The organism is Streptomyces sp. NPDC047880, from assembly GCF_040706515.1.
Taxonomy (GTDB): domain Bacteria; phylum Actinomycetota; class Actinomycetes; order Streptomycetales; family Streptomycetaceae; genus Streptomyces.
In genome coordinates this window covers 126,414-149,151 of the sequence record NZ_JBEZOK010000019.1, presented here as the reverse complement: position 1 = coordinate 149,151, position 22,738 = coordinate 126,414, and the positions used below count along the sequence as shown (strand labels likewise).

At 71.3% G+C, this 22,738-nt stretch carries 16 protein-coding genes and 3 pseudogenes; 13 read left to right on the top strand and 6 right to left on the bottom strand.

All coding sequences use genetic code 11. The annotated features are described in order from the left end of the window. Nucleotides 1-2: 2 nt before the first annotated feature. Nucleotides 3-1,874, bottom strand: a complete 1,872-nt coding sequence (locus AB0937_RS26350; protein WP_366714673.1) for a sialidase family protein — start codon at nt 1,872-1,874, stop codon at nt 3-5. A 154-nt stretch (nt 1,875-2,028) separates the two neighbouring features. Next, on the bottom strand, nt 2,029-2,946 hold the full coding sequence (locus tag AB0937_RS26345) for a zinc-binding dehydrogenase (protein ID WP_366714671.1): 918 nt from the start codon (nt 2,944-2,946) through the stop codon (nt 2,029-2,031). A 103-nt stretch (nt 2,947-3,049) separates the two neighbouring features. Here AB0937_RS26345 and AB0937_RS26340 point away from each other — a divergent pair, with 103 nt between their 5' ends. After that, nucleotides 3,050-3,487 (top strand): MarR family winged helix-turn-helix transcriptional regulator, encoded by a 438-nt coding sequence (locus AB0937_RS26340; RefSeq protein WP_366714669.1) that lies wholly within the window; start codon nt 3,050-3,052, stop codon nt 3,485-3,487. 106 nt (nt 3,488-3,593) lie between these two features. On the opposite strand, the gene fdhD is transcribed toward AB0937_RS26340, so the two are convergent. The 4 genes and pseudogenes from fdhD to AB0937_RS26320 form a co-directional block, all read right to left on the bottom strand. Further along, a complete protein-coding gene (gene fdhD, locus AB0937_RS26335; RefSeq protein ID WP_366714667.1) occupies nt 3,594-4,442 on the bottom strand; it encodes a formate dehydrogenase accessory sulfurtransferase FdhD in 849 nt (282 codons plus the stop codon). Nucleotides 4,443-4,449: 7 nt separating this feature from the next. Then, nucleotides 4,450-5,275: pseudogene (locus AB0937_RS26330) on the bottom strand (2Fe-2S iron-sulfur cluster-binding protein). Nucleotides 5,276-5,307: 32 nt separating this feature from the next. Next, nucleotides 5,308-5,966 (bottom strand): annotated as a pseudogene (locus AB0937_RS26325) (NADH-ubiquinone oxidoreductase-F iron-sulfur binding region domain-containing protein); the annotation flags it as partial. Further along, a pseudogene (locus tag AB0937_RS26320) lies at nt 5,960-6,572 on the bottom strand (2-dehydropantoate 2-reductase); the annotation flags it as partial. The pseudogenes AB0937_RS26320 and AB0937_RS26325, both read right to left, overlap by 7 nt. 219 nt (nt 6,573-6,791) lie before the next feature. Between AB0937_RS26320 and AB0937_RS26315 the strand changes: the two are divergent. The 12 genes from AB0937_RS26315 to AB0937_RS26260 all read left to right on the top strand — a co-directional run bounded on the left by AB0937_RS26315 (nt 6,792) and on the right by AB0937_RS26260 (nt 22,737). Further along, complete coding sequence (locus AB0937_RS26315) at nt 6,792-8,126, top strand: OFA family MFS transporter (RefSeq protein WP_366714665.1); 1,335 nt, start codon at nt 6,792-6,794, stop codon at nt 8,124-8,126. Next, nucleotides 8,095-8,235: a hypothetical protein gene (locus AB0937_RS26310; RefSeq protein ID WP_366714663.1), complete on the top strand. Its 141-nt coding sequence runs from the start codon at nt 8,095-8,097 to the stop codon at nt 8,233-8,235. The genes AB0937_RS26315 and AB0937_RS26310 overlap by 32 nt, the downstream gene beginning before the upstream one ends. Before the next feature lie 204 nt (nt 8,236-8,439). Continuing rightward, nucleotides 8,440-9,378: a beta-ketoacyl-ACP synthase III gene (locus AB0937_RS26305; RefSeq protein WP_366714661.1), complete on the top strand. Its 939-nt coding sequence runs from the start codon at nt 8,440-8,442 to the stop codon at nt 9,376-9,378. A gap of 171 nt (nt 9,379-9,549) precedes the next feature. Beyond that, entirely contained in the window at nt 9,550-10,227 is a 678-nt protein-coding gene (locus tag AB0937_RS26300; RefSeq protein ID WP_366714659.1) for a GntR family transcriptional regulator, read from the top strand. A 234-nt stretch (nt 10,228-10,461) separates the two neighbouring features. Beyond that, nucleotides 10,462-11,643 (top strand): ROK family transcriptional regulator, encoded by a 1,182-nt coding sequence (locus AB0937_RS26295; protein ID WP_366714657.1) that lies wholly within the window; start codon nt 10,462-10,464, stop codon nt 11,641-11,643. 88 nt (nt 11,644-11,731) lie between these two features. Then, nucleotides 11,732-13,249 (top strand): sugar ABC transporter ATP-binding protein, encoded by a 1,518-nt coding sequence (locus tag AB0937_RS26290; protein ID WP_366714655.1) that lies wholly within the window; start codon nt 11,732-11,734, stop codon nt 13,247-13,249. After that, nucleotides 13,246-14,262, top strand: a complete 1,017-nt coding sequence (locus AB0937_RS26285) for an ABC transporter permease (protein WP_366714653.1) — start codon at nt 13,246-13,248, stop codon at nt 14,260-14,262. Before AB0937_RS26290 ends, AB0937_RS26285 begins: the two co-directional genes overlap by 4 nt. Nucleotides 14,263-14,279: 17 nt before the next feature. Further along, complete coding sequence (locus tag AB0937_RS26280; RefSeq protein ID WP_366714651.1) at nt 14,280-15,326, top strand: substrate-binding domain-containing protein; 1,047 nt, start codon at nt 14,280-14,282, stop codon at nt 15,324-15,326. A 55-nt stretch (nt 15,327-15,381) separates the two neighbouring features. Then, the gene (locus tag AB0937_RS26275) at nt 15,382-16,593 is read left to right on the top strand and encodes a Gfo/Idh/MocA family oxidoreductase (RefSeq protein WP_366714646.1); all 1,212 of its coding nucleotides are present in this window, start codon (nt 15,382-15,384) and stop codon (nt 16,591-16,593) included. A gap of 15 nt (nt 16,594-16,608) precedes the next feature. Then, nucleotides 16,609-17,607: a sugar phosphate isomerase/epimerase family protein gene (locus AB0937_RS26270; RefSeq protein ID WP_366714644.1), complete on the top strand. Its 999-nt coding sequence runs from the start codon at nt 16,609-16,611 to the stop codon at nt 17,605-17,607. 136 nt (nt 17,608-17,743) lie between these two features. After that, nucleotides 17,744-21,466: a ThuA domain-containing protein gene (locus tag AB0937_RS26265; RefSeq protein WP_366714642.1), complete on the top strand. Its 3,723-nt coding sequence runs from the start codon at nt 17,744-17,746 to the stop codon at nt 21,464-21,466. An 86-nt stretch (nt 21,467-21,552) separates the two neighbouring features. Further along, on the top strand, nt 21,553-22,737 hold the full coding sequence (locus AB0937_RS26260; protein ID WP_366714640.1) for an inositol-3-phosphate synthase: 1,185 nt from the start codon (nt 21,553-21,555) through the stop codon (nt 22,735-22,737). The last annotated feature ends 1 nt before the right edge of the window (nt 22,738 follow it).

Genomic DNA, 22,738 nt, shown 5'->3' with positions numbered 1-22,738 from the left:
CGTTAGTTGCTGCCGCTCACCCGGTCCATGGGCAGCCTCAGCACGGTGCCCCGGAAGGCCGCGCCCGAGGCGCCGGAGGCCAGCTCCTCGTCGCTCAGGGCCCGGTTCCACACCCGGACGTCGTCGATCGCCCCGGTGAGGAACGCCCGGCTGTCCATGCGCTGCCCGATGTGCACGCCGAACGGGGAGTTGCGGCTGACCGACCCCGGCACGTCCGTGGTGCCGAGCGCCTCGCCGTCGAGGAAGAGCGTCAGCTGCCCGCCGCCGCGGCGCAGCGCGAGATGGTGCCAGCGGCCGTCGTTGTGGGCGCCGTCGGTGGACACCGAGGCGGACCTGACGGTCGTCGCACCCGACCGGGTGGTGATCAGTCCCCGGACCCGGTCGCTCGCCGGTTCCCCGCGCAGCCAGATCTGCGGCTGGGTGGTGCCGATGCCGCCCATCCACAGGAAGGGCTGCTCGCCGGCCGTGGCCGTGTAGCGGAAGTGCAGCGACGCCGTGAAGTCCCCGTCCCCGAGCGGCAGCCGGGACCGGTAGGGGAGCCGGACGGCGTCGTCGGCGCCGTCGAAGGACAGCGCGCCGCCGCGGACACCGGCCGTGCGCGCCGCGCCGCCGAGCACGGCCGCGGGCCTGGCTCCCGCCGCCGCGTCCCGCGTGGTCGGGTCGGCGCCCCGGCGCGGCTTCAGCCAGTCCTCGGTGAAGCGGGCGAAGCGGATCTCGTCGCGCGCGTCGACGGCGCCGCCCTCGTACAGCAGCCCGACCGTGGTGCCGTCGACGGACGCCATGTCGGAGTAGCCGGACCAGTCCGTGGTGACGACCGTCCCCCGGTCCACGCTCTCCCAGGTGCGCCCGCCGTCGTAGGAGGAGCGGACCATCATCGTGCGGCGGCGGTCGGGGTCGGCGGGAGCGGACAGCAGCATCCGGTCGCCGAGTCGCAGGGTCGCGCCCTGGACCTGCGGGGTGTACAGGTCCGGCAGGTCGCGGAAGGGCGTGGCGAAGCTGTCGCCGCCGTCCACGCTGAGGGTCTGGGAGCGGTGCCCGAGGTCGGTGCCGTCCTGCTCACGGCCGCTGACGAGCAGGGCGCCGTCGGCGCGTTCGGTGAGCGTCACCTCCGACGGCTTCTGCCGGAACGTGCCGTCCTGCGCTATGGGCCAGGTGTCCGTGGCGCCGATCTCCCAGGAGTCGCCGCCGTCGTCGCTGATCACGAGTGCGGCGTGGTTGGCGGACACCCGGCTGCCGTTCCACGTCTCGGTGTTGACGCCGAACACCAGCCGACCGGCGTGCTTGCCGCGGGTGAGCTGAATGCCGTGCACGGGACCCGTCGCGTACCAGGAGTTCCAGTCCTCGGGCAGGATCTCCTCGCTCAGGTCGCGCGGCTGCGACCAGGTCCGGCCGTCGTCGTCGCTGTACTGCAGGTGCGGGGTGCGGTCGCAGGGCACGGCGCAGTTGCCGGCGTCCGTACGGCCGGTGTTGTACGTCTCGGCCAGCAGGATCCGGCCCGTCCTGCGGTCCACGACGGGTGCCGGGTTGCCGTGCGTGTCGCCCGCGCCCTCGGTGACGACCTGGAGCGGCCCCCAGGTGCGGCCCCCGTCGATGGAGCGCTTGACGACGATGTCGATGTCGGCCGCGTCACCGCAGTTGAGGACCCGGCCCTCGGCGAAGGCGAGCAGGGTGCCCCGGGCGGTGCGCACCATCGCCGGGATCCGGAAGCAGGCGTAGCCGGGGTCCTGGGAGGCCTTGAAGAGCACCTGCTGCTCGAACTCCGGTAACGGCGTGGCGGGTCGGCCGTGGGCCGGGACGGTGGGCGCGAGCAGCGCCCCGGCGGTGACGGCGGCTGTCAGGGTGGATCTCAGACGTGCGCGAAGACTTGACGGCATGGTGCGACCTGCCCTTCATGCGTCTGTCGGCTGGACCACCTGGTCATGGGAAAAGACATCCGGTCATCCGGTCATCCGGTCATCCGGACATTCCACGTCCCATGTGTGGGTCACAGACGGTACTTGGCTCACAGACCCCCCACAAGGACCCGCGTCAGGGGATCAGGACGACCTTGCCCAGGTTGGACCGGCCCTCGATCTCCGCGTGCGCCTTCGCCGCGTCCTCCAGGGCGAACCGTCCGTGGACGGCGGGCCTGAGCTCTCCGGCGTCGAACAGCCGCCACAGCTCCTCGCGCCACTGCTCGTACAACTCCGGCTTCCCGCGGGCGATGCGGGCCATCTGGAAGCCGCTCACCGACTTGGCGGCCACGAGCAGGTCGTAGGCCTGGATGGCGCCGCCGCCCGAGCTGTACGCCACCAGCCGCCCCTCGGGGACCAGCGCGTGCAGGGCGCGGGTGAGCAACTCGCCGCCGACCGCGTCCAGCACGTAGTCGACCGGGGTGCCCCAGCTCCGGTCGCCGTACGCGATGACGTGGTCGGCGCCCAGATCGCGCACGAAGCCGGCCTTGCCCGGGTCGGAGACGGCACCCACGACACGCCCCGCGCCGCGTGTCCTGGCCAGCTGCACGGCCAGATGGCCGACGCCGCTCGCGGCCGCGGTGACCAGGGCCGCCTCGCCCGGCTCGGGGCGGGCCGCCTCGAGGGCGCCGAGGGCGACCAGGCCGCTGCGGACCAGGGCGACCGCGTCGACGGCGCTCGCGTCCCGGGGGACCGGGGAGGCCATGGCCTCGTGCAGCACGGCGAAGTCCGCGTAGCCGTGGCCGAAGCAGAGCCCGGTCACCCGGTCGCCGGTGCCGAAGCGGGTGACGCCCTCTCCGGCGGCCGTGACCTGACCGGCGATCTCGCCGCCGAGCGGGACCGGTTCGGCCGCTTCGGTGACCTTGCGTACGACCGGGAGCGTGACGCCGATCGCCTCCGTACGCACGAGCAGCTCGCCGGGGCCGGGCTCGGGGAGCGGTGCCTCTTCCAGGAAGAGGGGGCCGCCTCGGGTTTCGTAGCGGACGCGGCGCATCGCACCTCCGGGGTCGTCGGCAGCCCCGACGAGATCGTTGGGAGGCCCAACGGTATAGGAGGATCATAGGGAGAACCAACGATTTCTTGATTAGGCTGCGACCATGCCGGAAGCTCCCCTCCCCGCGATCCGTTCCCTGCCCAGCTGGCTGCTCGGCCGCGCCGCAGCCCGCGGCCGGGCCCTGGTGGCGGAGGCGCTGGCCGCGGAGGACATGAGGATGTGGCACCACGTGGTGCTGTCCGCCGTCCGCGACCTCGCCCCCGTCGCCCAGGCCGACCTCGGCCGCGGGGTCCGGCTGGACCCCAAGGACCTGGTCGGGATCCTGAACGACCTCCAGGCGGCCGGCCTGGTCGTGCGCGAGCCGGACCCCGGGGACCGCCGCAAGAACGCGGTGTCCCTCACCCCGCGCGGAGCCCGGCTGCTCGAGCGCTGCGAGAAGGCGGCCCGCGCGGCCAACGACGAACTGCTCGCACCGCTGTCGGCGGACGAGCGGGAGCAGTTCACGTCGATGCTGCTCCGGATATCCGGTACGGCCGGCTGACGACCCGGCCGGGCCCCGCGCGGGCAGGCCGAGGCGGGGCCCCTGCGGCGCAGGGGGCGCTCCCCGCCGGTCGGGGCCCCGCCGCCGTGTCGCGGGAGGGACCTGCTCAGCCCTGGGCGGCCGCGGCCCGCACAGCGATCCGGTCCTCACCCGCGTACACGTTCATGGAACTGCCCCGCAGGAAGCCCACCAGCGTCAGGCCCGTCTCGGCGGCCAGGTCCACCGCGAGTGACGACGGCGCCGACACGGCCGCCAGGACCGGAATGCCGGCCATCACGGCCTTCTGCGCCAGCTCGAAGGAGGCCCGGCCCGACACGAGGAGGATCGCCCGCGACAGCGGCAGCTCCCCGTTCTGCAGGGCCCGGCCGACCAGTTTGTCGACCGCGTTGTGCCGGCCCACGTCCTCCCGGACGTCCAGCAGCTCGCCGCGTTCCGAGAACAGCGCCGCCGCGTGCAGGCCCCCGGTCCGGTCGAAGACCCGCTGGGCCGCGCGCAGCCGGTCGGGGAGGCTCGTGAGCAGCTCGGGGGAGATCCGGACCGGGGGAGTGTCGGCCATGGGCCACCGGGTCGTGGTGCGCACCGCGTCCAGCGACGCCTTGCCGCACAGCCCGCAGGAGGACGTGGTGTAGACGTTGCGCTCCAGCGTGATGTCCGGGACCACCACGTCCTGGGCGGTCTTCACGTCGACCACGTTGTACGTGTTCGAGCCCTCGGCCGTGGCCCCGGCGCAGTACACGATGTTCTGCAGGTCCTGCCGCCCGGCCAGCACCCCCTCGCTCACCAGGAACCCCGCCGCCAGCGCGAAGTCGTCGCCAGGGGTGCGCATGGTGATCGCCAGGGGCTTGCCGTTCAGCCGGATCTCCATCGGCTCCTCGGCGACGAGCGTGTCCGGGCGGCTGGAGACCGCCCCGTCCCGGATGCGGAGCACCTTGCGTCGTTCCGTGACTCGTCCCATGTCCTGATCAGCCCCGGTTCTGTACGTGCTGGTAGCCGAAGCGGCCCTTGATGCAGAGATTGCCGTGGGTCACCGGGTTGTCGTGCGGCGAGGTGACCTTGACGATCTCATTGTCCTGCACGTGCAGCGTCAGGTTGCAGCCCACTCCGCAGTACGCGCACACCGTGGTCGTCTCCGTCTGCCGTGCCTCGTCCCAGGTACCCGCCGCGCGCATGTCGAACTCGGACTTGAAGGACAGCGCGCCCGTGGGACACACCTCGATGCAGTTCCCGCAGTACACGCACGCCGAGTCGGTCAGCGGCGCGTCCGGCTTACGGCGATCCGGGCGTCGAAGCCCCGCCCGGCGACCGAGATCGCGAAGGTGTTCTGCCACTGGTCGCCGCAGGCGTCGACGCACTTGTAGCAGAGGACGCACTTGTCGTAGTCGCGGACGTACAGATCGTTGTCGACCTTCGGCTCCTCGTTCAGCCGCGCCGCGTCGGGGCCGAAGCGGTCCGGCTTCGCCTCGTAGTCCTTGAGCCACCCGGCGACCTTCGGGGTCGTCGACAGGTCGACCGAGGACGCGAGCAGTTCGAGGACGACCTTGCGGCTGTGCCGGGCTCGTTCGGTGTCCGTACGGACCTCCATGCCCAACTCCGCCTCGCGCGAGCAGGCGGGGACGAGCGTCCTCGCCCCCTCGACCTCGACGACACAGACCCGGCAGGCGTTCCTCGGGCGCAGGGGTCGCCCTCGCACAAGGTCGGGACGTCCTTCCCGGCGGCCCGGCACGCGTCCAGGATCGTCGAGCCCTCGGGGACCCGGGTCTCCTCGCCGTCGAGAGTGAACTCCAGCATGCGGCGCGGGATCCCCAGCGGTGTGACGGTCGTTCGTACGCCCCCAGACGGTCGATGGCGGATTCCACGGCGTTCCACGCGGTCTGGCCCAGACCGCAGATGGAGGCGTCCCGCATGGCGCGGCCGACCTCCCGCAGCAGCGCGACGTCCCCGGCGGCGTCGGCGCCCGCGCGCTCCACGATCCGGTGCAGCGCCTCCTCCTGCCGCACCGTCCCGACCCGGCAGGGCACGCACTGCCCGCACGACTCGTCGCGGAAGAACTCCGCGATGCGCAGCAGCAGCCGGGGCAGAGGCACACTGTCGTCGAAGGCCATGACGACGCCCGAGCCGAGCGTCGTGCCCGCCGCCCGGGTCCCTTCGAAGGTGAGCGGGATGTCTCTCTCGTCGGCCCGTACGAAGCCGCCCGCCGCGCCGCCGAGCAGCACCGCCCGCAGCCCGTCCCGCACCCCGGCGAGCGTGAGCAGCTCGCCCAGCGTCGCGCTGAAGGGCACCTCGTAGACGCCGGGCCGGTCCACGCTCCCGGACACGCAGAACAGCTTCGGCCCGGTGGAGTCCCGGTGCCGATCGCCGCGTACGCCGGGGCGCCCATCGTCAGGATCGGCAGCACGTTGACCAGCGTCTCGACGTTGTTCTCGACGGTCGGCTTGCCGAACAGGCCCTTCTCCACCGGGAACGGCGGCTTGGCTTCACCCAGATGTCGCCGCGCAGGTCCGGTTCGACCGGGCACTTCAGCCCGCCCGCCTGCATGGCCTCGCTGAACGCGAGGCAGCGCGCGGAGCGGCTGCGGTCCGGTTCGCCGATGGAGAACCTCGTGCCCTCCAAGTGCCGTACGATGCCCGGCCCTTCGAGTTCGGTCGCCGCGTAGACGACACAGCCGATGGCCCGTTCGGGCGTGAGCACCGCACTGACCGCGCCGTCCGGGTCGACACTCTCGACACGGTGGCCGTCGTACGGGCCGCCGTGCCGGTGGAAGTACCACCAGGGGATGCCGTTCCGGGCCGCGACGACCGACGTCGTCCCGTGCAGCAAAGGCGCGATCAGCGGCCCGCACGCCGCGTACGCGTTGGCCTTCAGGCCCAGGAAGACATGGCCGACCGGGCCGACTTCGGCCGGGTCGTCGGTGGCGTGGGGGTGCGCGGTGAAGTCGCCGCGTGGGCTGCGCACCCGGACTCCGTGCTGCCTCATGGCCGCCAAATGCGGTCCACGGGCGACGAGATGCACCTCGGCGCCCGCGCGGTGGAGCGCGGCGCCGACGTAGGCGCCGATGGCCACCGGCGCCGAGAACTGCGACTTTCACGGGAGCACTCCGTTCGGTTTGAGGGATACCGCGGAGGTGGGGGAGAGAGCGAGGCCGGCTCTGACCGGAACGTGTCGACGAAATATTGTGCACAGTATGGAGGTTGGGTGGGCGAGGGTGCGCGCGCCGACCGTTCGGCGCATGCCGGATACCGCTCACCGCATACGGTCGACGGCTCGGCTTCCCAACTCCCCCGGCGATCCCTACCGTCCGGGGTTCATGAGTCCCCCCGTCGCGCCCCCGGGCTGGAGCCGCTGGCTCGTTCCGCCCGCCGCTCTCTCCGTGCATCTCTCCATCGGCCAGGCCTACGCCTGGAGCGTGTTCAAGCCGCCCCTCGAGTCCGCGCTCGGCCTCAGCGGCACGCAGAGCGCGCTGCCCTTCCAGCTGGGCATCGTCATGCTGGGCCTGTCCGCCGCGTTCGGCGGCACCCTCGTGGAGCGCAACGGCCCCCGCTGGGCGATGACCGTGGCCCTGCTCTGCTTCTCCTCCGGCTTCCTGCTCTCCGCGCTGGGCGCGTACCTGGAGCAGTACTGGCTGATCGTCCTCGGCTACGGCTTCGTCGGCGGCATCGGTCTGGGCATCGGGTACATCTCACCCGTCTCCACACTGATCAAGTGGTTCCCGGACCGGCCCGGCATGGCCACCGGCATCGCCATCATGGGCTTCGGCGGCGGCGCGCTCATCGCCTCACCGTGGTCGGCCCAGATGCTGGAGTCGTTCGGCGGCGACAGCTCCGGCATCGCACTCGCCTTCCTCGTGCACGGGCTGTCGTACGCCGTGTTCATGCTGCTGGGGGTGCTCCTGGTCCGGGTTCCGCGTCATGCTCCGAAGGCGCGGGGGACCGCGCGACAAGCCCCCACCGGACCGCAGGTCTCCGCGAGACAGGCGCTGCGCACCCCGCAGTTCTGGCTCCTGTGGATCGTGCTCTGCATGAACGTCACCGCGGGCATCGGCATCCTGGAGAAGGCCGCGCCGATGATCACGGACTTCTTCGCCGACACCTCCACCCCGGTGTCCGTGACGGCCGCCGCCGGATTCGTCGCGCTGCTGTCGGCGGCGAACATGGCGGGCCGGATCGGCTGGTCCTCGACGTCCGACCTCATCGGCCGCAAGAACATCTACCGCGTCTATCTCGCTGTCGGCGCCCTGATGTACGCCCTCATCGCCCTGTTCGGCGACTCCTCCAAGCCGCTGTTCGTCCTGTGCGCCCTGGTCATCCTCTCCTTCTACGGCGGCGGATTCGCCACGGTTCCCGCCTATCTGAAGGATTTGTTCGGTACGTACCAGGTCGGCGCCATCCACGGGCGGCTGCTCACCGCCTGGTCCACGGCCGGGGTGCTCGGCCCGCTGATCGTGAACTGGATCGCCGACCGGCAGGAGGAGGCGGGCCGGCACGGAGCGTCCCTGTACGGCCTGTCCTTCGTCATCATGATCGGGCTGCTCGTCGTCGGCTTCGTCGCCAACGAACTGGTCCGGCCCGTCGACCCCCGCCACCACGTCCCCGTCCCGAAGGAGGCCGCCCATGCCGAGCGGCAGCAGTCAGAGTCCGCCTAGCCCGGACCGGCGGTGGCTGATCGCCCTCGCCTGGGCGTGGGTGGGCGTACCGCTCGCCTACGGGCTGTACGAGCTCGTCCGCAAGGCGACGCAACTGTTCACCGGATAGGCGCCGGGGTGCGGGTGAAAGCCGGGGCGCGGGCAGGAGCCGGGCCGCCGGGTCGGCGTTCGACAGGCGTCCGGGCGCCCGAGCACCTGACCGAAGCGAACAACCCAGGCGCCCGTTTCCTGTCGCATTGGCTGCCGTCGTACCCGCGAGTCACTGATCAGACTGGTGGATCCGCTACCCAAGGCAACGAGGGGGATCCACCCAATGAACGGCTCGCGCATCGCCGCCGTCGGCCACTACCAGCCCGCCAAGGTGCTCACCAACGAGGACCTGGCGGGACTGGTCGACACCAGTGACGAGTGGATCCGGAGCCGGGTGGGCATCCGCACGCGGCACATCGCCGGCCCCGGCGAGCCCGTCGACGAGCTGGCTGGCCACGCCGCCGCGAAGGCCCTCGCCGCGGCCGGACTGGCCCCGGCGGACATCGACCTCGTGCTGGTCGCCACCTCCACCGCCGTCGACCGCTCGCCCAACACGGCAGCCCGGGTCGCGGCCCGGCTGGGCATCCCGCAGGCCGCCACCATGGACCTCAACGTGGTGTGCGCCGGCTTCACCCACGCCCTGGCCACCGCCGACCACGCGGTCCGCGCGGGGGGCTCGAGCCGTGCGCTGGTGATCGGGGCCGACAAGATGTCCGCCGTGACCGACTGGAGTGACCGCAGCACCTGTGTGCTCGTCGGCGACGGGGCCGGGGCCGCGGTGGTGGAGGCCGCGGACGAGCCGGCCATCGGGCCGGTGCTGTGGGGCTCGGTGCCCGAGATGGGCAACGCCGTGCGGATCGAGGGCACCCCGCCGCGCTTCGCCCAGGAGGGCCAGAGCGTCTACCGCTGGGCCACCACGCAGCTCCCGCCCATAGCCCGGCGGGCCTGCGAACGGGCCGGGCTGGAGCCGGCCGACCTCGCCGGGGTCGTGCTGCACCAGGCGAACCTGCGCATCATCGAGCCGCTCGCGGAGAAGATCGGCGCGGTCAACGCGGTCGTCGCACGCGATGTCACCGAGTCCGGCAACACCTCGGCCGCGAGCATCCCGATGGCCTTCTCCAAGCTGGTCGAACAGGGCGCGCTCACCACGGGCGACCCGGTGCTGCTGTTCGGCTTCGGCGGCAATCTGTCCTACGCCGGGCAGGTCGTGCGCTGCCCGTGAGCGGCGGGGCGTCGTGACCCGGCCCTGCCCCGGGGGTGTGACGCGGTCAACTCCCCGAAAGCCTGGCCCTTGTGCGCCGTAGACTGTAGACGAAAGACAATCAATACTGACTCTGCGGCCATACCGGCTCGCGCCGCGCTGTGCACGGCCCTGCCGAGGAGGGGGACAGCGATGCTGTCGACAGGCCTGCCCCAGGGGGCGGTACCCAAGCTGGAGCGCCCGGGTCCGCTGCGCGACCGTGTCTACGAGGCACTGCTCGAACTCATCACCACCCGTGCGCTCCACCCCGGCCAGCACCTCGTCGAGAGCGAACTCGCCGGGCACCTCGGCGTCTCCCGGCAGCCGGTGCGTGAGGCGCTGCAGCGGCTCAACACCGAGGGGTGGGTCGATCTGCGGCCCGCCCAGGGCGCGTTCGTGCACGAGCCGACGGAGGAGGAGGCCGACCAGCTCCTCACGGTCCGTACGCTCCTGGAGGCCGAGGCCGCCCGGCTCGCGGCGGCCAACGCCGGCAGCGCGGGCATCGCCGCGCTCGAAGCGCTGTGCGCGGAGGGCGAGAAGGCCGTCGACGCCGACGACGTGGACGGGGCCGTCGCCATGAACGCCCGTTTCCACGCCAAGATCATGGAGCTCGCCGGCAACGCGGTCCTGGCCGAACTCGCCGCCCAGGTCGACCGGCGCGTGCGCTGGTACTACACGCCGGTGGCCCGCCGGCGCGGTCACCATTCCTGGATCGAGCACCGCGAACTGATCGCCGCGGTCGCCGACCGGGACGAACAGCGCGCCACCCGGCTGATGCGCGAACACACCGAGCACACGCGCCGTTCGTACCACGAGCGTTCGCGTGCGTAGCGCCACCACGAGCCCGTAGTACCGCGACCCGCCCCGCCCCAACCTCGCGCTGCGAGGCAGGACATCCGTCAACGCTTCTTTGTCCACTGAGTGGAAAAAGTACGGGGCAATTGCTGCGCGACTTCTTCCCAGCCTCGGCAGCCGCTGCTACGTTCCCTCCGAAAGCAAGCCACTGAGGTGGCGGAAAACCGGCGCGCACAGGCCGATCGAGGCGGGGAGGGGCTCGTGAGACGTATGACCGCACGACCCGGAAACGCCCACCAGGCCCGACTGCTCAAGCTGTTGCGTGACGGTGGCCCCAACTCCCGTGCCCAGTTGGGCGACCAGGTCGACCTCTCGCGGTCCAAGCTCGCCGTGGAGGTGGACCGGCTGCTGGAGACGGGGCTGGTCGTGGCCGACGGACTCGCCGCCTCGCGCGGTGGCCGCCGTTCCCACAACATCCGGCTCAACCCCGAACTCCGCTTCCTCGGTGTCGACATCGGCGCGACCTCGGTCGACGTCGCCGTCACCAACGCCGAGCTGGAGACCCTCGGGCACCTCAACCAGCCCATGGACGTGCGTGAAGGGCCCGTCGCGGTCTTCGAGCAGGTCCTGGCCATGGCCGCGAAGCTGAGGGCCTCCGGGCTCGCGGAGGGGTTCGACGGCGCCGGCATCGGCGTCCCGGGCCCGGTCCGCTTCCCCGAGGGCATCCCGGTGGCACCGCCGATCATGCCCGGCTGGGACGGCTTCCCCGTGCGGGAGGCGCTCAGCCAGGAACTCGGCTGCCCGGTCATGGTCGACAACGACGTCAACCTCATGGCGATGGGGGAGCAGCACGCGGGCGTGGCCCGCACCGTCGCCGACTTCCTCTGCGTCAAGATCGGCACCGGCATCGGCTGCGGCATCGTCGTCGGCGGTGAGGTCTACCGCGGCACGACGGGCAGCGCCGGCGACATCGGGCACATCCAGGCCGTCCCCGACGGCCACCCCTGCGCCTGCGGCAACCGGGGCTGCCTGGAGGCCCACTTCAGTGGGGCGGCCCTGGCCCGAGACGCGACGGAGGCCGCCCAGCAGGGGCGCTCCGCCGAACTGGCCTCGCGGCTGGACACCAACGGCGCACTCACCGCCGTGGACGTCGCCGGCGCGGCCGCAGCCGGTGACGCCACCGCCCTCGACCTGATCCGCGAGGGCGGCAACCGCGCCGGCCAGGTCATCGCCGGCCTGGTCAGCTTCTTCAACCCGGGCCTGGTGGTGATCGGCGGCGGGGTGACCGGCCTCGGCCACACCCTGCTCGCCGCGATCCGCACCCAGGTCTACCGCCAGTCGCTGCCGCTGGCGACCGGCAACCTCCCCATCGTCCTAGGGGAGTTGGGCCCCACCGCCGGAGTGATCGGCGCGGCCCGGCTCATCAGCGACCACCTGTTCTCACCCGCGTAGTCCTTCACGACAGCACGGCTCCCTCAGCACAGCGCCCTGCTCTGCCCTGCCCTGAAACCGGCCCGCACGCCCGCCAAGGGGAATCCGCATGGCATCAGAACCACCGCTGCTCAGCATGTCCGGCATCACCAAGTCGTTCCCCGGAGTCCGGGCCCTGGACGGCGTCGACCTGGACGTCCAGGCCGGTGAGGTGCACTGCCTCCTCGGCCAGAACGGCGCCGGCAAGTCCACCCTCATCAAGGTGCTGGCCGGTGCCCACCAGCCCGACACCGGAAGCATCCGCTGGCGCGGCGAGGAGGTCACCCTCCGCTCGCCGATCAACGCGATGCGCCTCGGCATCGCCACCATCTACCAGGAACTCGACCTGGTGGAGCACCTGTCGGTCGCCGAGAACGTCCACCTCGGGCACGAGCCGACCGCCGCGGGATTCGTCGTCCGCGGCAGGACGGCCAAGGCGTCGACGGCCGCTCTGCTGAAGCGACTCGGCCATGCCGAGATCGATCCCGCCCGGCTCGTGGGACAGCTGTCGGCGGCGCAGCAGCAGATCGTGTCCATGGCGCGGGCGCTCTCCCACGACGTGCGGCTCATCGTGATGGACGAGCCCTCCGCCGCCCTCGACCCGGACGAGGTCGACAACCTGTTCCGTATCGTCGGCGACCTGACCGCCGCCGGAGTCGCCGTCGTCTACATCTCGCACCGGCTGGAGGAGATCCGCCGGATCGGCGACCGGGTGACCGTCCTGAAGGACGGACGGGCCGTGGCGAACGGGCTCCTGGCGAGATCGACGCCGACCCGCGAGGTCGTCGCCCTGATGACGGGCCGCAACGTCGAGTACGTCTTCCCCGGCCGCCCCCTCTCCCCGCCGCCCGGCGAACCCGTCCTGACCGTTCAAGGGCTGTCCAGGCAAGGGGAGTTCGAACCGCTCGACCTGGAGGTCGGCCCGGGCGAGATCGTCGGCCTCGCCGGACTCGTCGGCTCGGGCCGCTCCGAGATCCTGGAGACCGTCTACGGCGCCCGCAAACCGACGACCGGACAGGTACGGGTCGGCGGCCGGACCCTCAAGCCGGGCAGCGTACCGGCCGCCGTCCGGGCCGGACTCGGGCTCGCCCCCGAGGAACGCAAGGCGCAGGCCCTGCTGATGCTGGAGTCCGTCACCCGCAACGTGTCGGTCTCCTCCATGTCCCGCTTCGCACGAGGCGGCTGGATCGACCGGGGCGCCGAACTCGGTGCCGCCCGGGCCGCCACCCGCGAACTGTCGCTCCGGCCGGACAACCCGGCCGTGCCCGTGCGCACCCTGTCCGGCGGCAACCAGCAGAAGGCCGTCCTGGCCCGCTGGCTCCTGCGCGGCTGCAAGGTGCTGCTGCTCGACGAACCCACCCGCGGTGTCGACGTGGGCGCCCGCGCCGAGCTCTACGCGGTCATCCGCCGGCTCGCCGACGAAGGCCTCGCCGTCCTGCTGGTCTCCAGCGAGGTGCCCGAGGTGCTCGGCCTCGCCGACCGCGTGCTGGTGCTGCGCGAGGGGCGTGTCGTCCACACGGCACCCGCGCGCGAACTCGACGAACACCGTGTACTCGACCTGGTCATGGAAGGAAGCCCGGCGTCATGACGCAGCCCGTCTCCCCGCCACGGGACAGCACCGCGAAGGTGCCCGAGGGCCGGCCCCCGGCCTGGCGCGGCCTGCCGGCCCGCGCCGACGTCCGCACCCTCTCCCTGCTCGGCGTGCTCGCCGCGCTGATCGTCGTCGGCGGCATCACCAAGCCCGACGAGTTCCTCGACACCCGCAACCTGCAACTGGTCCTCACCCAGGCCTCCGTGGTCGGCGTCGTCACGGTGGGCATGACCTTCGTCATCGTCTCCGGCGGCATCGACCTGTCGGTCGGCGCGATCGTCGCTCTCGCCTCGGTGTGGGCGACCACGGTCGCCACCCAGGAGTACGGCTTCGCCGGCATCCTCTTCACGGCGATCGTCGTCGGCGTCGGCTGCGGCCTGGTCAACGGGGTGCTCATCGCCTACGGCGGGATGGTGCCGTTCATCGCCACCCTCGCCATGCTGGCCTCCGCCCGCGGCCTCGCCCTGCAGATCACCGACGGCAAGACGCAGATCGTCACGGTGCCGTCCGTCCTCGACCTGGGGGAGCGCGACGCCTACGTCCTCGGCATCCCGCCCCTGGTCCTGGTGTTCGCCGTCGTGACGGTCATCGGCTGGCTGGTGCTCAACCGCACCACCTTCGGCCGCCGCACGGTCGCCGTCGGGGGCAACCCGGAGGCGGCCCGGCTCGCCGGCATCGACGTCCGCCGCCAGCGGCTCTACCTCTACCTGCTGTCCGGGCTGTGCTGCGGCATCGCGGCCTTCCTGCTCATCGTCCTGTCCGGCTCAGGCCAGAACACCAACGGCAACCTGTACGAACTCGACGCCATCGCCGCCGCGATCATCGGCGGCACCCTGCTCACCGGCGGCCGGGGCACCATCACCGGCTCCGTGCTCGGCGTCCTGATCTTCTTCACGATCACCAACATCTTCGCCCTGAACAACCTGCAGAGCGACGTCCAGCAGATCGCCAAGGGCGCGATCATCGTCGCCGCCGTGCTGGTCCAGCGCCGTACCGCGAGCACGACCTGAGGAAAGGGTTGACCGCCATGCCAGAGATCACGAGCCGCAGAGGGCTGCTCTTCGGGGCCGCCGCCGTCTCCGCCGGTGCCCTCCTCACGGGGTGCACGAGCAACGAGCCGTCCGAATCCGAGGACGAGCCGGCCGGCAACGACCAGCCGGCCGCCGACGACAAGCCCGGCAAGAAGGTCACCATCGGCTTCGCCGGACCGCAGGCCGACCACGGGTGGCTCAACGCGATCAACGACAACGCCAAGAGCCGCGCCGAGAAGTACTCCGACGTCACCCTGGAGATCACCGAGGGTTCCAACGACACCGCCCAGCAGATCGGCCAGATCGAGACCCTCATCAACAAGAAGGTCGACGTCCTGGTCGTGCTGCCCGCCGACGGCAAGGCCCTCACCCAGGTCGGCCTGAAGGCGATGCGTGCCGGCATCCCGGTCGTCAACCTCGACCGGATCTTCAACTCCCCGCAGGCGTACCGCTGCTGGATCGGCGGCGACAACTACGGCATGGGCCTCAACGCCGGGCACTACATCGGCGAGAAGCTCAAGGGCAAGTCCGGCGCCCGTGTCATCGAACTGGCGGGCCTGGACAACCTGGAGCTCACCAAGCAGCGCACCCAGGGCTTCGACGACGCCCTGAAGAACTACCCCAACATCAAGAAGGTCGCCCGGCAGGCCGCCGAGTTCACCGTCGAGTCCGGCCAGGCCAAGATGGCGCAGCTGCTCCAGGCCCAGTCGAAGTTCGACGCGCTGTGGAACCACGACGACGACCAGGGCGTGGGCGCGCTCCGCGCCATCGAGCAGGCCGGGCGCGACGACTTCCTGATGGTCGGCGGCGCCGGCGCGCTCTCCGCGTTCCAGGCCATCAAGCAGGACGACGGTGTCCTCAAGGCGACCGTGCTGTACCCGCCGACCATGGCCGCCTCCGCGATCGACCTGGCCCGCGCCCTCGGCCAGAGCAAGGGCATCGGGGGCCTCGCCGAGTTCGAGATCCCCTCGTCGCTGACCCTCTACTCGGCCGTCGTCGACAAGACCAACGTCGACCAGTACATGTCCACCGGCTTCAAGTGAGCCACCCCGCACCCCCCACGTGCGCTACCCCGACCAGGACGAGGAGGACACCCGTATGGGACAGCCGCAGCAGCAGTCGGAAGGGACCGAGAAAGGCAAGCCACCCCTGCGTGTGGGGATGGTGGGCTACGCCTTCATGGGCGCTGCCCACTCCCAGGGCTGGCGCACCGCGGGCCGCGTCTTCGACCTGCCGCTGAACCCCGTGCAGGCCGTGATCTGCGGCCGGGACACCGCCGCCGTCCGTGCCGCGGCCGGCCGGCACGGCTGGGAGTCCACCGAGACCGACTGGCGGGCCCTCGTCGAACGGGACGACGTCGACCTCGTCGACATCTGCACCCCCGGCGACAGCCACGCCGAGATCGCCCTGGCCGCCCTGGCCGCGGGCAAGCACGTCCTGTGCGAGAAGCCGCTGGCCAACACCGTCGAGGAGGCCACCTCGATGGCGCGGGCCGCCGAGGAGGCCCACGCGCGCGGCCAGGTGGCGATGGTCGGCTTCAACTACCGCCGGGTGCCCGCCACCGCCCAGGCCCGCCGCATGGTCGCCGAGGGCCGCCTGGGCAGGCTGCGGCACGTGCGCGTCACGTACCTCCAGGACTGGCTGGTCGACCCACGGTTCCCGCTGACCTGGCGGCTGCGCAGGGAGCAGGCCGGGTCGGGCTCGCTGGGCGACCTCGGCGCGCACATCGTCGACCTCGCGCAGTACCTGGTGGGGGAGCGGCTGGCAGGCGTCTCCGCCCTCACGGAGACCTTTGTACGGGAGAGGCCCCTGCCCACCGGTGCCACGAGCGGGCTGTCCGCCGTCACCTCCGCCGGCACCGGGCAGGTCACCGTCGACGACGCCGCCCTCTTCACGGCCCGCTTCCCCTCCGGCGCCCTCGCCTCCTTCGAGGCCACCCGCTACGCCACCGGCCGCAAGAACGCGCTGCGCATCGAACTCAACGGGGAGCGCGGCTCACTCGCCTTCGACCTGGAGCGGCTCAACGAGCTGTCCTTCCACGACGCCACCGAGCCGGGCGCGGAAGCCGGCTTCCGCCGGATCCTCGTCACCGAACCCGACCACCCCTACCTGGACGCCTGGTGGCCGCCCGGCCACGGCCTCGGCTACGAGCACACCTTCGTCCACCAGGCCCGCGACCTCGTCCACGCCATCGCCGGGGGACGCCGCCCCGAACCCTCCTTCGCCGACGGGCTGCAGGTGCAGCGCGTGCTCGCGGCGGTCGAGGAGAGTGCCGAGAAGAACTCCGTCTACACGCCGATCGCGGTCTGAGGAGGGCCTGTTCCGATGCCCCGCACCTTCACGCTCTTCACCGGCCAGTGGGCGGACCTGCCGCTGGAGGAGGTCTGCCGCCTGGCCCGCGACTTCGGCTACGACGGCCTCGAACTCGCTTGCTGGGGCGACCATTTCGAAGTCGACAAGGCGCTCGCCGACCCCTCCTACCTGGACGGCCGCCGGGCCCTGCTCGACAAGTACGGCCTGAAGTGCTGGGCCATCTCCAACCACCTGGTCGGCCAGGCCGTCTGCGACGCCATCATCGACGAACGCCACCAAGCCATCGTGCCGGGGGAGGTGTGGGGCGACGGAGACCCGGAGGGTGTCCGGCAGCGCGCCGCCGAGCGCATGAAGGACACCGCCCGGGCCGCGGCCGCCTTCGGCGTGAACACCGTCATCGGGTTCACCGGCTCCGCCATCTGGCACCTGGTCGCCATGTTCCCGCCCGCGCCCGAGGCGATGATCGAACGCGGCTACCAGGACTTCGCCGACCGCTGGAACCCGATCCTGGACGTCTTCGACGCCGAGGGCGTGCGGTTCGCACACGAGGTCCACCCCAGCGAGATCGCCTACGACTACTGGACCACGCAACGGGCCCTGGAAGCCGTCCGCCGGCGCCCCGCCTTCGGCCTCAACTTCGACCCGTCGCACTTCGTGTGGCAGGACCTCGATCCGGTCGGCTTCCTCTGGGACTTCCGCGACCGCATCTACCACGTCGACTGCAAGGAGGCCCGCAAGCGACTCGACGGACGCAACGGCCGGCTCGGCTCCCACCTGCCCTGGGGCGACCCGCGGCGCGGCTGGGACTTCGTCTCCGCCGGGCACGGCGACGTCCCCTGGGAGGACGTCTTCCGCATGCTGCGCTCCATCGACTACACAGGCCCGGTCTCCGTCGAGTGGGAGGACGCCGGCATGGACCGGCTCCAAGGGGCGCCCGAGGCCCTGACCAGGCTCAAGGCCTTCGACTTCGAACCGCCCAGCGCGTCCTTCGACGCCGCGTTCAACAGCTGAACCACGGGTTCGGCACTCCGACCTGCCTTGACGTGCTCAAGGCACACACACCTCCGGGGTGACGGCGCACCCCGGCGCCCGCACCGCACGCTTCGCACCCACCCCGTACGGCCCACCCCGTTCCCGGAGGGACTTCGTGCACAGAACCAGACCCAGAAGCACCCGCACCCCCAGGCGTACCGGACTTCGCACCACCGTCGCCCTGTTCACCGGCCTGCTTCTCGCCGTCGGAACCCCCGCCACCGTCGCCGGCGCCCACCCCGGGCACCCGGAACACGACGAACCGGCGGCCGCCGAGGGCCAGTTCCAGCAGGTGCCGCTCGCCAAAGGCGAACCCGAGACGGGTGAACCCATGTCGCTCGCCGTCCTCCCGGACCGCAGCGTCCTGCACACCTCACGCGACGGCACGCTGCGCCTCACCGACCAGGCCGGCGTCACCAAGGTCGCCGGCAAACTCGACGTGTACAGCCACGACGAGGAAGGTCTTCAGGGCGTAGGCATCGACCCGGACTTCAAGAACAACCGGGCGATCTACCTGTACTACGCCCCGCCGCTCGACACCCCGACGGGCGACGCCCCGGAGACCGGCACCGCCGACGACTTCAAGAAGTTCGACGGCGTCAACCGCCTCTCGCGCTTCGTCCTCAACCCCAACGGCACGCTGAACCTGTCCAGCGAGAAGAAGGTCCTGGACGTCGCGGCCTCCCGGGGCACCTGCTGCCACGTCGGCGGCGACATCGACTTCGACGCGGCCGGCAACCTCTACCTGTCGACCGGTGACGACACCAACCCCTTCGCCTCCGACGGCTACACCCCGATCGACGACCGGCCGAACCGCAACCCGGCCTTCGACGCCCGCCGCAGCGCAGGCAACACCAACGACCTGCGCGGCAAGATCCTGCGCATCAAGGTCGCCGAGGACGGGTCCTACACCGTCCCGGAGGGCAACCTCTTCGCCCCCGGCACCGACAGGACCCGCCCCGAGATCTACGCGATGGGCTTCCGCAACCCCTTCCGCATGAGCGTGGACGACAAGACCGGCACCGTCTACGTCGGCGACTACGGCCCCGACGCCGGCGCCGCCGACCCCAAGCGCGGCCCGGGCGGACAGGTCGAGTTCGCCAAGGTCACCAAGGCCGCCAACTTCGGCTGGCCCTTCTGCACCGGCGACAACGACCCATACGTCGACTACGACTTCGCCACAAAGGAGTCCGGCGAGACGTTCGACTGCAACGCCCCGAGGAACACCTCGCCGCACAACACGGGCCTCACCGACCTGCCGCCCGCGCAGGCCGCCTGGATCCCGTACGACGGCGGCTCCCTGCCCGAGTTCGGCAGCGGCTCCGAGTCGCCGATGGGCGGCCCGGTCTACCGCTACGACCCCGAGCTGAACTCCAGCGTGAAGTTCCCCGAGGCCTACGACGGCGACTTCTTCGCCGGTGAGTTCGGGCGCCGCTGGATCAAGCGGATCGACCAGAACGCGGACGGGTCCGTCGCGAAGATCAACGACTTCCCGTGGACCGGCACCCAGATCATGGACATGGAGTTCGGCCCCGACGGCGCCCTCTACGTTCTCGACTACGGCCTCTCCTGGTTCCAGGGCGACAAGGACTCCGCACTGTACCGGATCGAGAACGCCGAGGACGGCTTCTCGCCGATCGCCGAGGTGAGCGCCGACAAGACGTCCGGCGCGGCCGGAGTGAAGGTCAAGTTCACCGCCTCCGCCAAGGACGCCGACTCCACGGACCTCACCTACAGCTGGGACTTCGGAGACGGCGCCAAGGGCGAGGGCCTCACCCCCACCCACACGTACAAGAAGGTCGGCACTTACAGCGCCACCTTCACCGCCAAGGACCCCGAGGGCAACACCGGCAACGCCAGCGTCCGGATCGTCGTCGGCAACACCGAGCCGAAGGTGACGATCGAAACCCCGGGCAACGGCAGCATGGCCGCCTTCGGCAAGCCCGTCCCGTTCAAGGTGAAGGTCACCGACCCCGAGGAGACCGTCGACTGCTCCAAGGTCAAGGTCACCTACAGCCTCGGCCACGACTCCCACGCCCATGAACTGACCAGCGAGATGGGCTGCGAGGGCACCCTGACACCGCCCCCCGGTGACGGCGGCCACGACCCCAACGCCAACATCTACGGCGTCGTCGGCGCGAGCTACACCGACGGCGGGGCAGGTGGCCAGGAGTCCCTGACCGGCACCGCCCGCACCGTGCTCCAGCCGCTGCACCGCCAGGGCGAGCACTTCACCACCCAGTCGGGCGTCTCGCTCATCACCAAGACCGGTGCGAACGGCGGCAAGACCGTCGGCGACATCCACGACGGCGACTGGATCTCCTTCAGCCCCTACCGGTTCGACGGACAGAAGAAGATGACCGTACGGGCCTCCTCCGGCGGCGCGGGCGGCTTCATCGAACTGCGCACCGGCTCGCCCGACGGGCCCTTGCACGGCTCGGCCCACATTCCGCCGACCGGCGGCTGGGAGACGTTCCAGAACGTCGACGTGCCACTGCGGTCGCTGCCGAAGAAGACCACCGACATCTACCTGGTCTTCAAGGGCGGCGAAGGCGCGCTGTACGACGTGGACGACTTCGAGTTCTCCAAGGAGCCGTTCAGGGGCGGCAAGAGGGTCCTGGTCTTCTCCAAGACCGCCGGCTTCCGGCACGACTCCATCCCGGCGGGCATCACCGCCCTGAAGGAACTCGGCGGCCCGGCCGGCATCACCGTCGACGCCACCGAGGAAGCACGGCAGTTCACCACGACCAACCTCGCCAAGTACGACGCCGTGGCCTTCCTGTCCACCACCGGCGACGTCCTCAACACCGAGCAGCAGAAGGCCTTCGAGGACTATGTGGCCGGCGGCGGTGGCTACATGGGCATCCACGCGGCCGCCGACACCGAGTACGACTGGCAGTTCTACGGTGGCCTCGTCGGCGCCTACTTCCAGTCGCACCCGGCCATCCAGAAGGCCACCGTCCGCGTCGAGGACCACGACCACCCGTCGACGGCGCACCTGGACGGCACCTGGGAACGCACCGACGAGTGGTACAACTACCGCACCAATCCGCGGGAGAAGGCCAAGGTCCTCGCCACCCTGGACGAGACCACCTACCAGGGCGGCACCATGAAGGGCGACCACCCGATCGCCTGGTGCCAGAGCTACGGCGGCGGCCGGTCCTTCTACACCGGCGGCGGCCACACCAAGGAGTCCTACGCCGACACCGCCTTCCGCGCCCACCTGCTCGGCGGCCTGCAGTACGCCACCGGCCAGGTGAAGGCGGACTGCAAACCGGGCAAGGACTACCGGAAGATCTTCAACGGCCAGACCCTGGACGGCTGGAAGCAGGCCGGACCCGGCACGTTCACCGTCAAGGACGGCACCCTGGAGACCGAGGGCGGCATGGGCCTGCTCTGGTACCAGGCCAAGGAGCTGAAGTCGTACTCCCTCAAGCTCGACTGGAAGATGCGGGGCGACGACAACTCCGGGGTCTTCGTGGGCTTCCCCGCCTCCGACGACCCCTGGTCCGCGGTGAACAAGGGCTACGAGATCCAGATCGACGCCACGGACGCCCCCGACCGCACCACGGGCTCCGTCTACTCGTTCAAGTCGGCGAACATCAAGGCCCGTGACCAGGTCCTGCGGCCGCCCGGCCAGTGGAACTCCTACGAGATCAAGGTCCAGGGCGAACGCCTCCAATTGTTCCTCAACGGAGTCCGGATCAACGACTTCACCAACAAGGACCCCGAGCGGAGCCTGACCGACGGCTACATCGGCCTGCAGAACCACGGCGCCGACGACCAGGTCTCCTTCCGCAACATCCAGCTGAAGGAACTGCCCGTCCAGGGCCAGTGAACGGCGGCGGGCGGGGGACGCCGGACCCCCGCCCGCCGTCCCCATCCCGCTCCGCCCGTGGCTCGCGCACGATCAGGAGGCTGCCCATGTCCGCGTCCCTCTCCCGACCGCGTGTGGGGGTGTGGCTGATCGGAGCCCGCGGCTCCGTCGCCACCACCGCCGTCACGGGGTGCGCCGCCGTCGCCGCCGGACTGCACCCGCCCACCGGCATGGTCACCGAGACACCCGCGTTCACCGACAGCGGCCTGCCCGCACTGTCCGACCTCGTCTTCGGCGGCCACGACACCCTCGACTGCCCGCTGCCCAAACGTGCCGAGACCCTCACCGCCGGCGGCGTCCTCCCACCCGGCGTGGCCACCGCCGTCACCGCCGAACTCGCCGCCGCCGACCGGGAGATCAGGCCCGGCGGCCCCACCCCCGGGGACACCCGCAGCGAGGCCGAACTGATCACGGCCTTCGCCGACGACCTACGCGACTTCCTGCACCGCCACGAACTGGAACGGGCCGTGGTCGTGAACGTCGCCTCCACCGAACCCGCCTCCCACGGACCCGGCGCCCCGCTGCCGGCCAGCACCCTCTACGCGCTGGCCGCCCTGCGCGCGGGCTGCCCCTACGTCAACTTCACCCCCTCCGAGGGCATGCACCACCCGGTCGCCGCCCGCGAGGCCGAGCACAGCGGCCTGCCCCACGCCGGGCGGGACGGCAAGACCGGACAGACGCTCCTGCGGGCCGTGCTCGGCCCGATGTTCGCCCAGCGGGCGCTGAGGGTCCGGGCCTGGTCCGGCACGAACCTGCTCGGCGGCGGCGACGGCGCCGCCCTCGCCGACCCTGCCGCCGCGGCGGCGAAGAACGCCGGCAAGGAACGCGTCCTCGCCGACACGCTCGGCGCCGTCCCCGAGGGCCAGGTCCACATCGACGACGTGCCCGCCCTCGGCGACTGGAAGACCGCCTGGGACCACATCGCCTTCGACGGCTTCCTCGGCACCCGCATGATCCTCCAGACCACCTGGCAGGGCTGCGACTCGGCCCTGGCCGCGCCCCTGGTGCTGGACCTGGCCCGTCTGACCGTCCGCGCCCACGAGACAGGGCTGTCCGGCCCCCTCGGAGCGCTCGGCTTCTACTTCAAGGATCCGGTGGGCGACGGGCCGTCCGGGCTGGCCGAGCAGTACGAGGAACTGGTCCGGTTCGGACGCGGCCTCGGGCGGCCCGACCCAGCGGGCCACGGCACACGGTCGGTGAGGGACACCGAGGAGTCAGGGGGAGCCCTGTGAC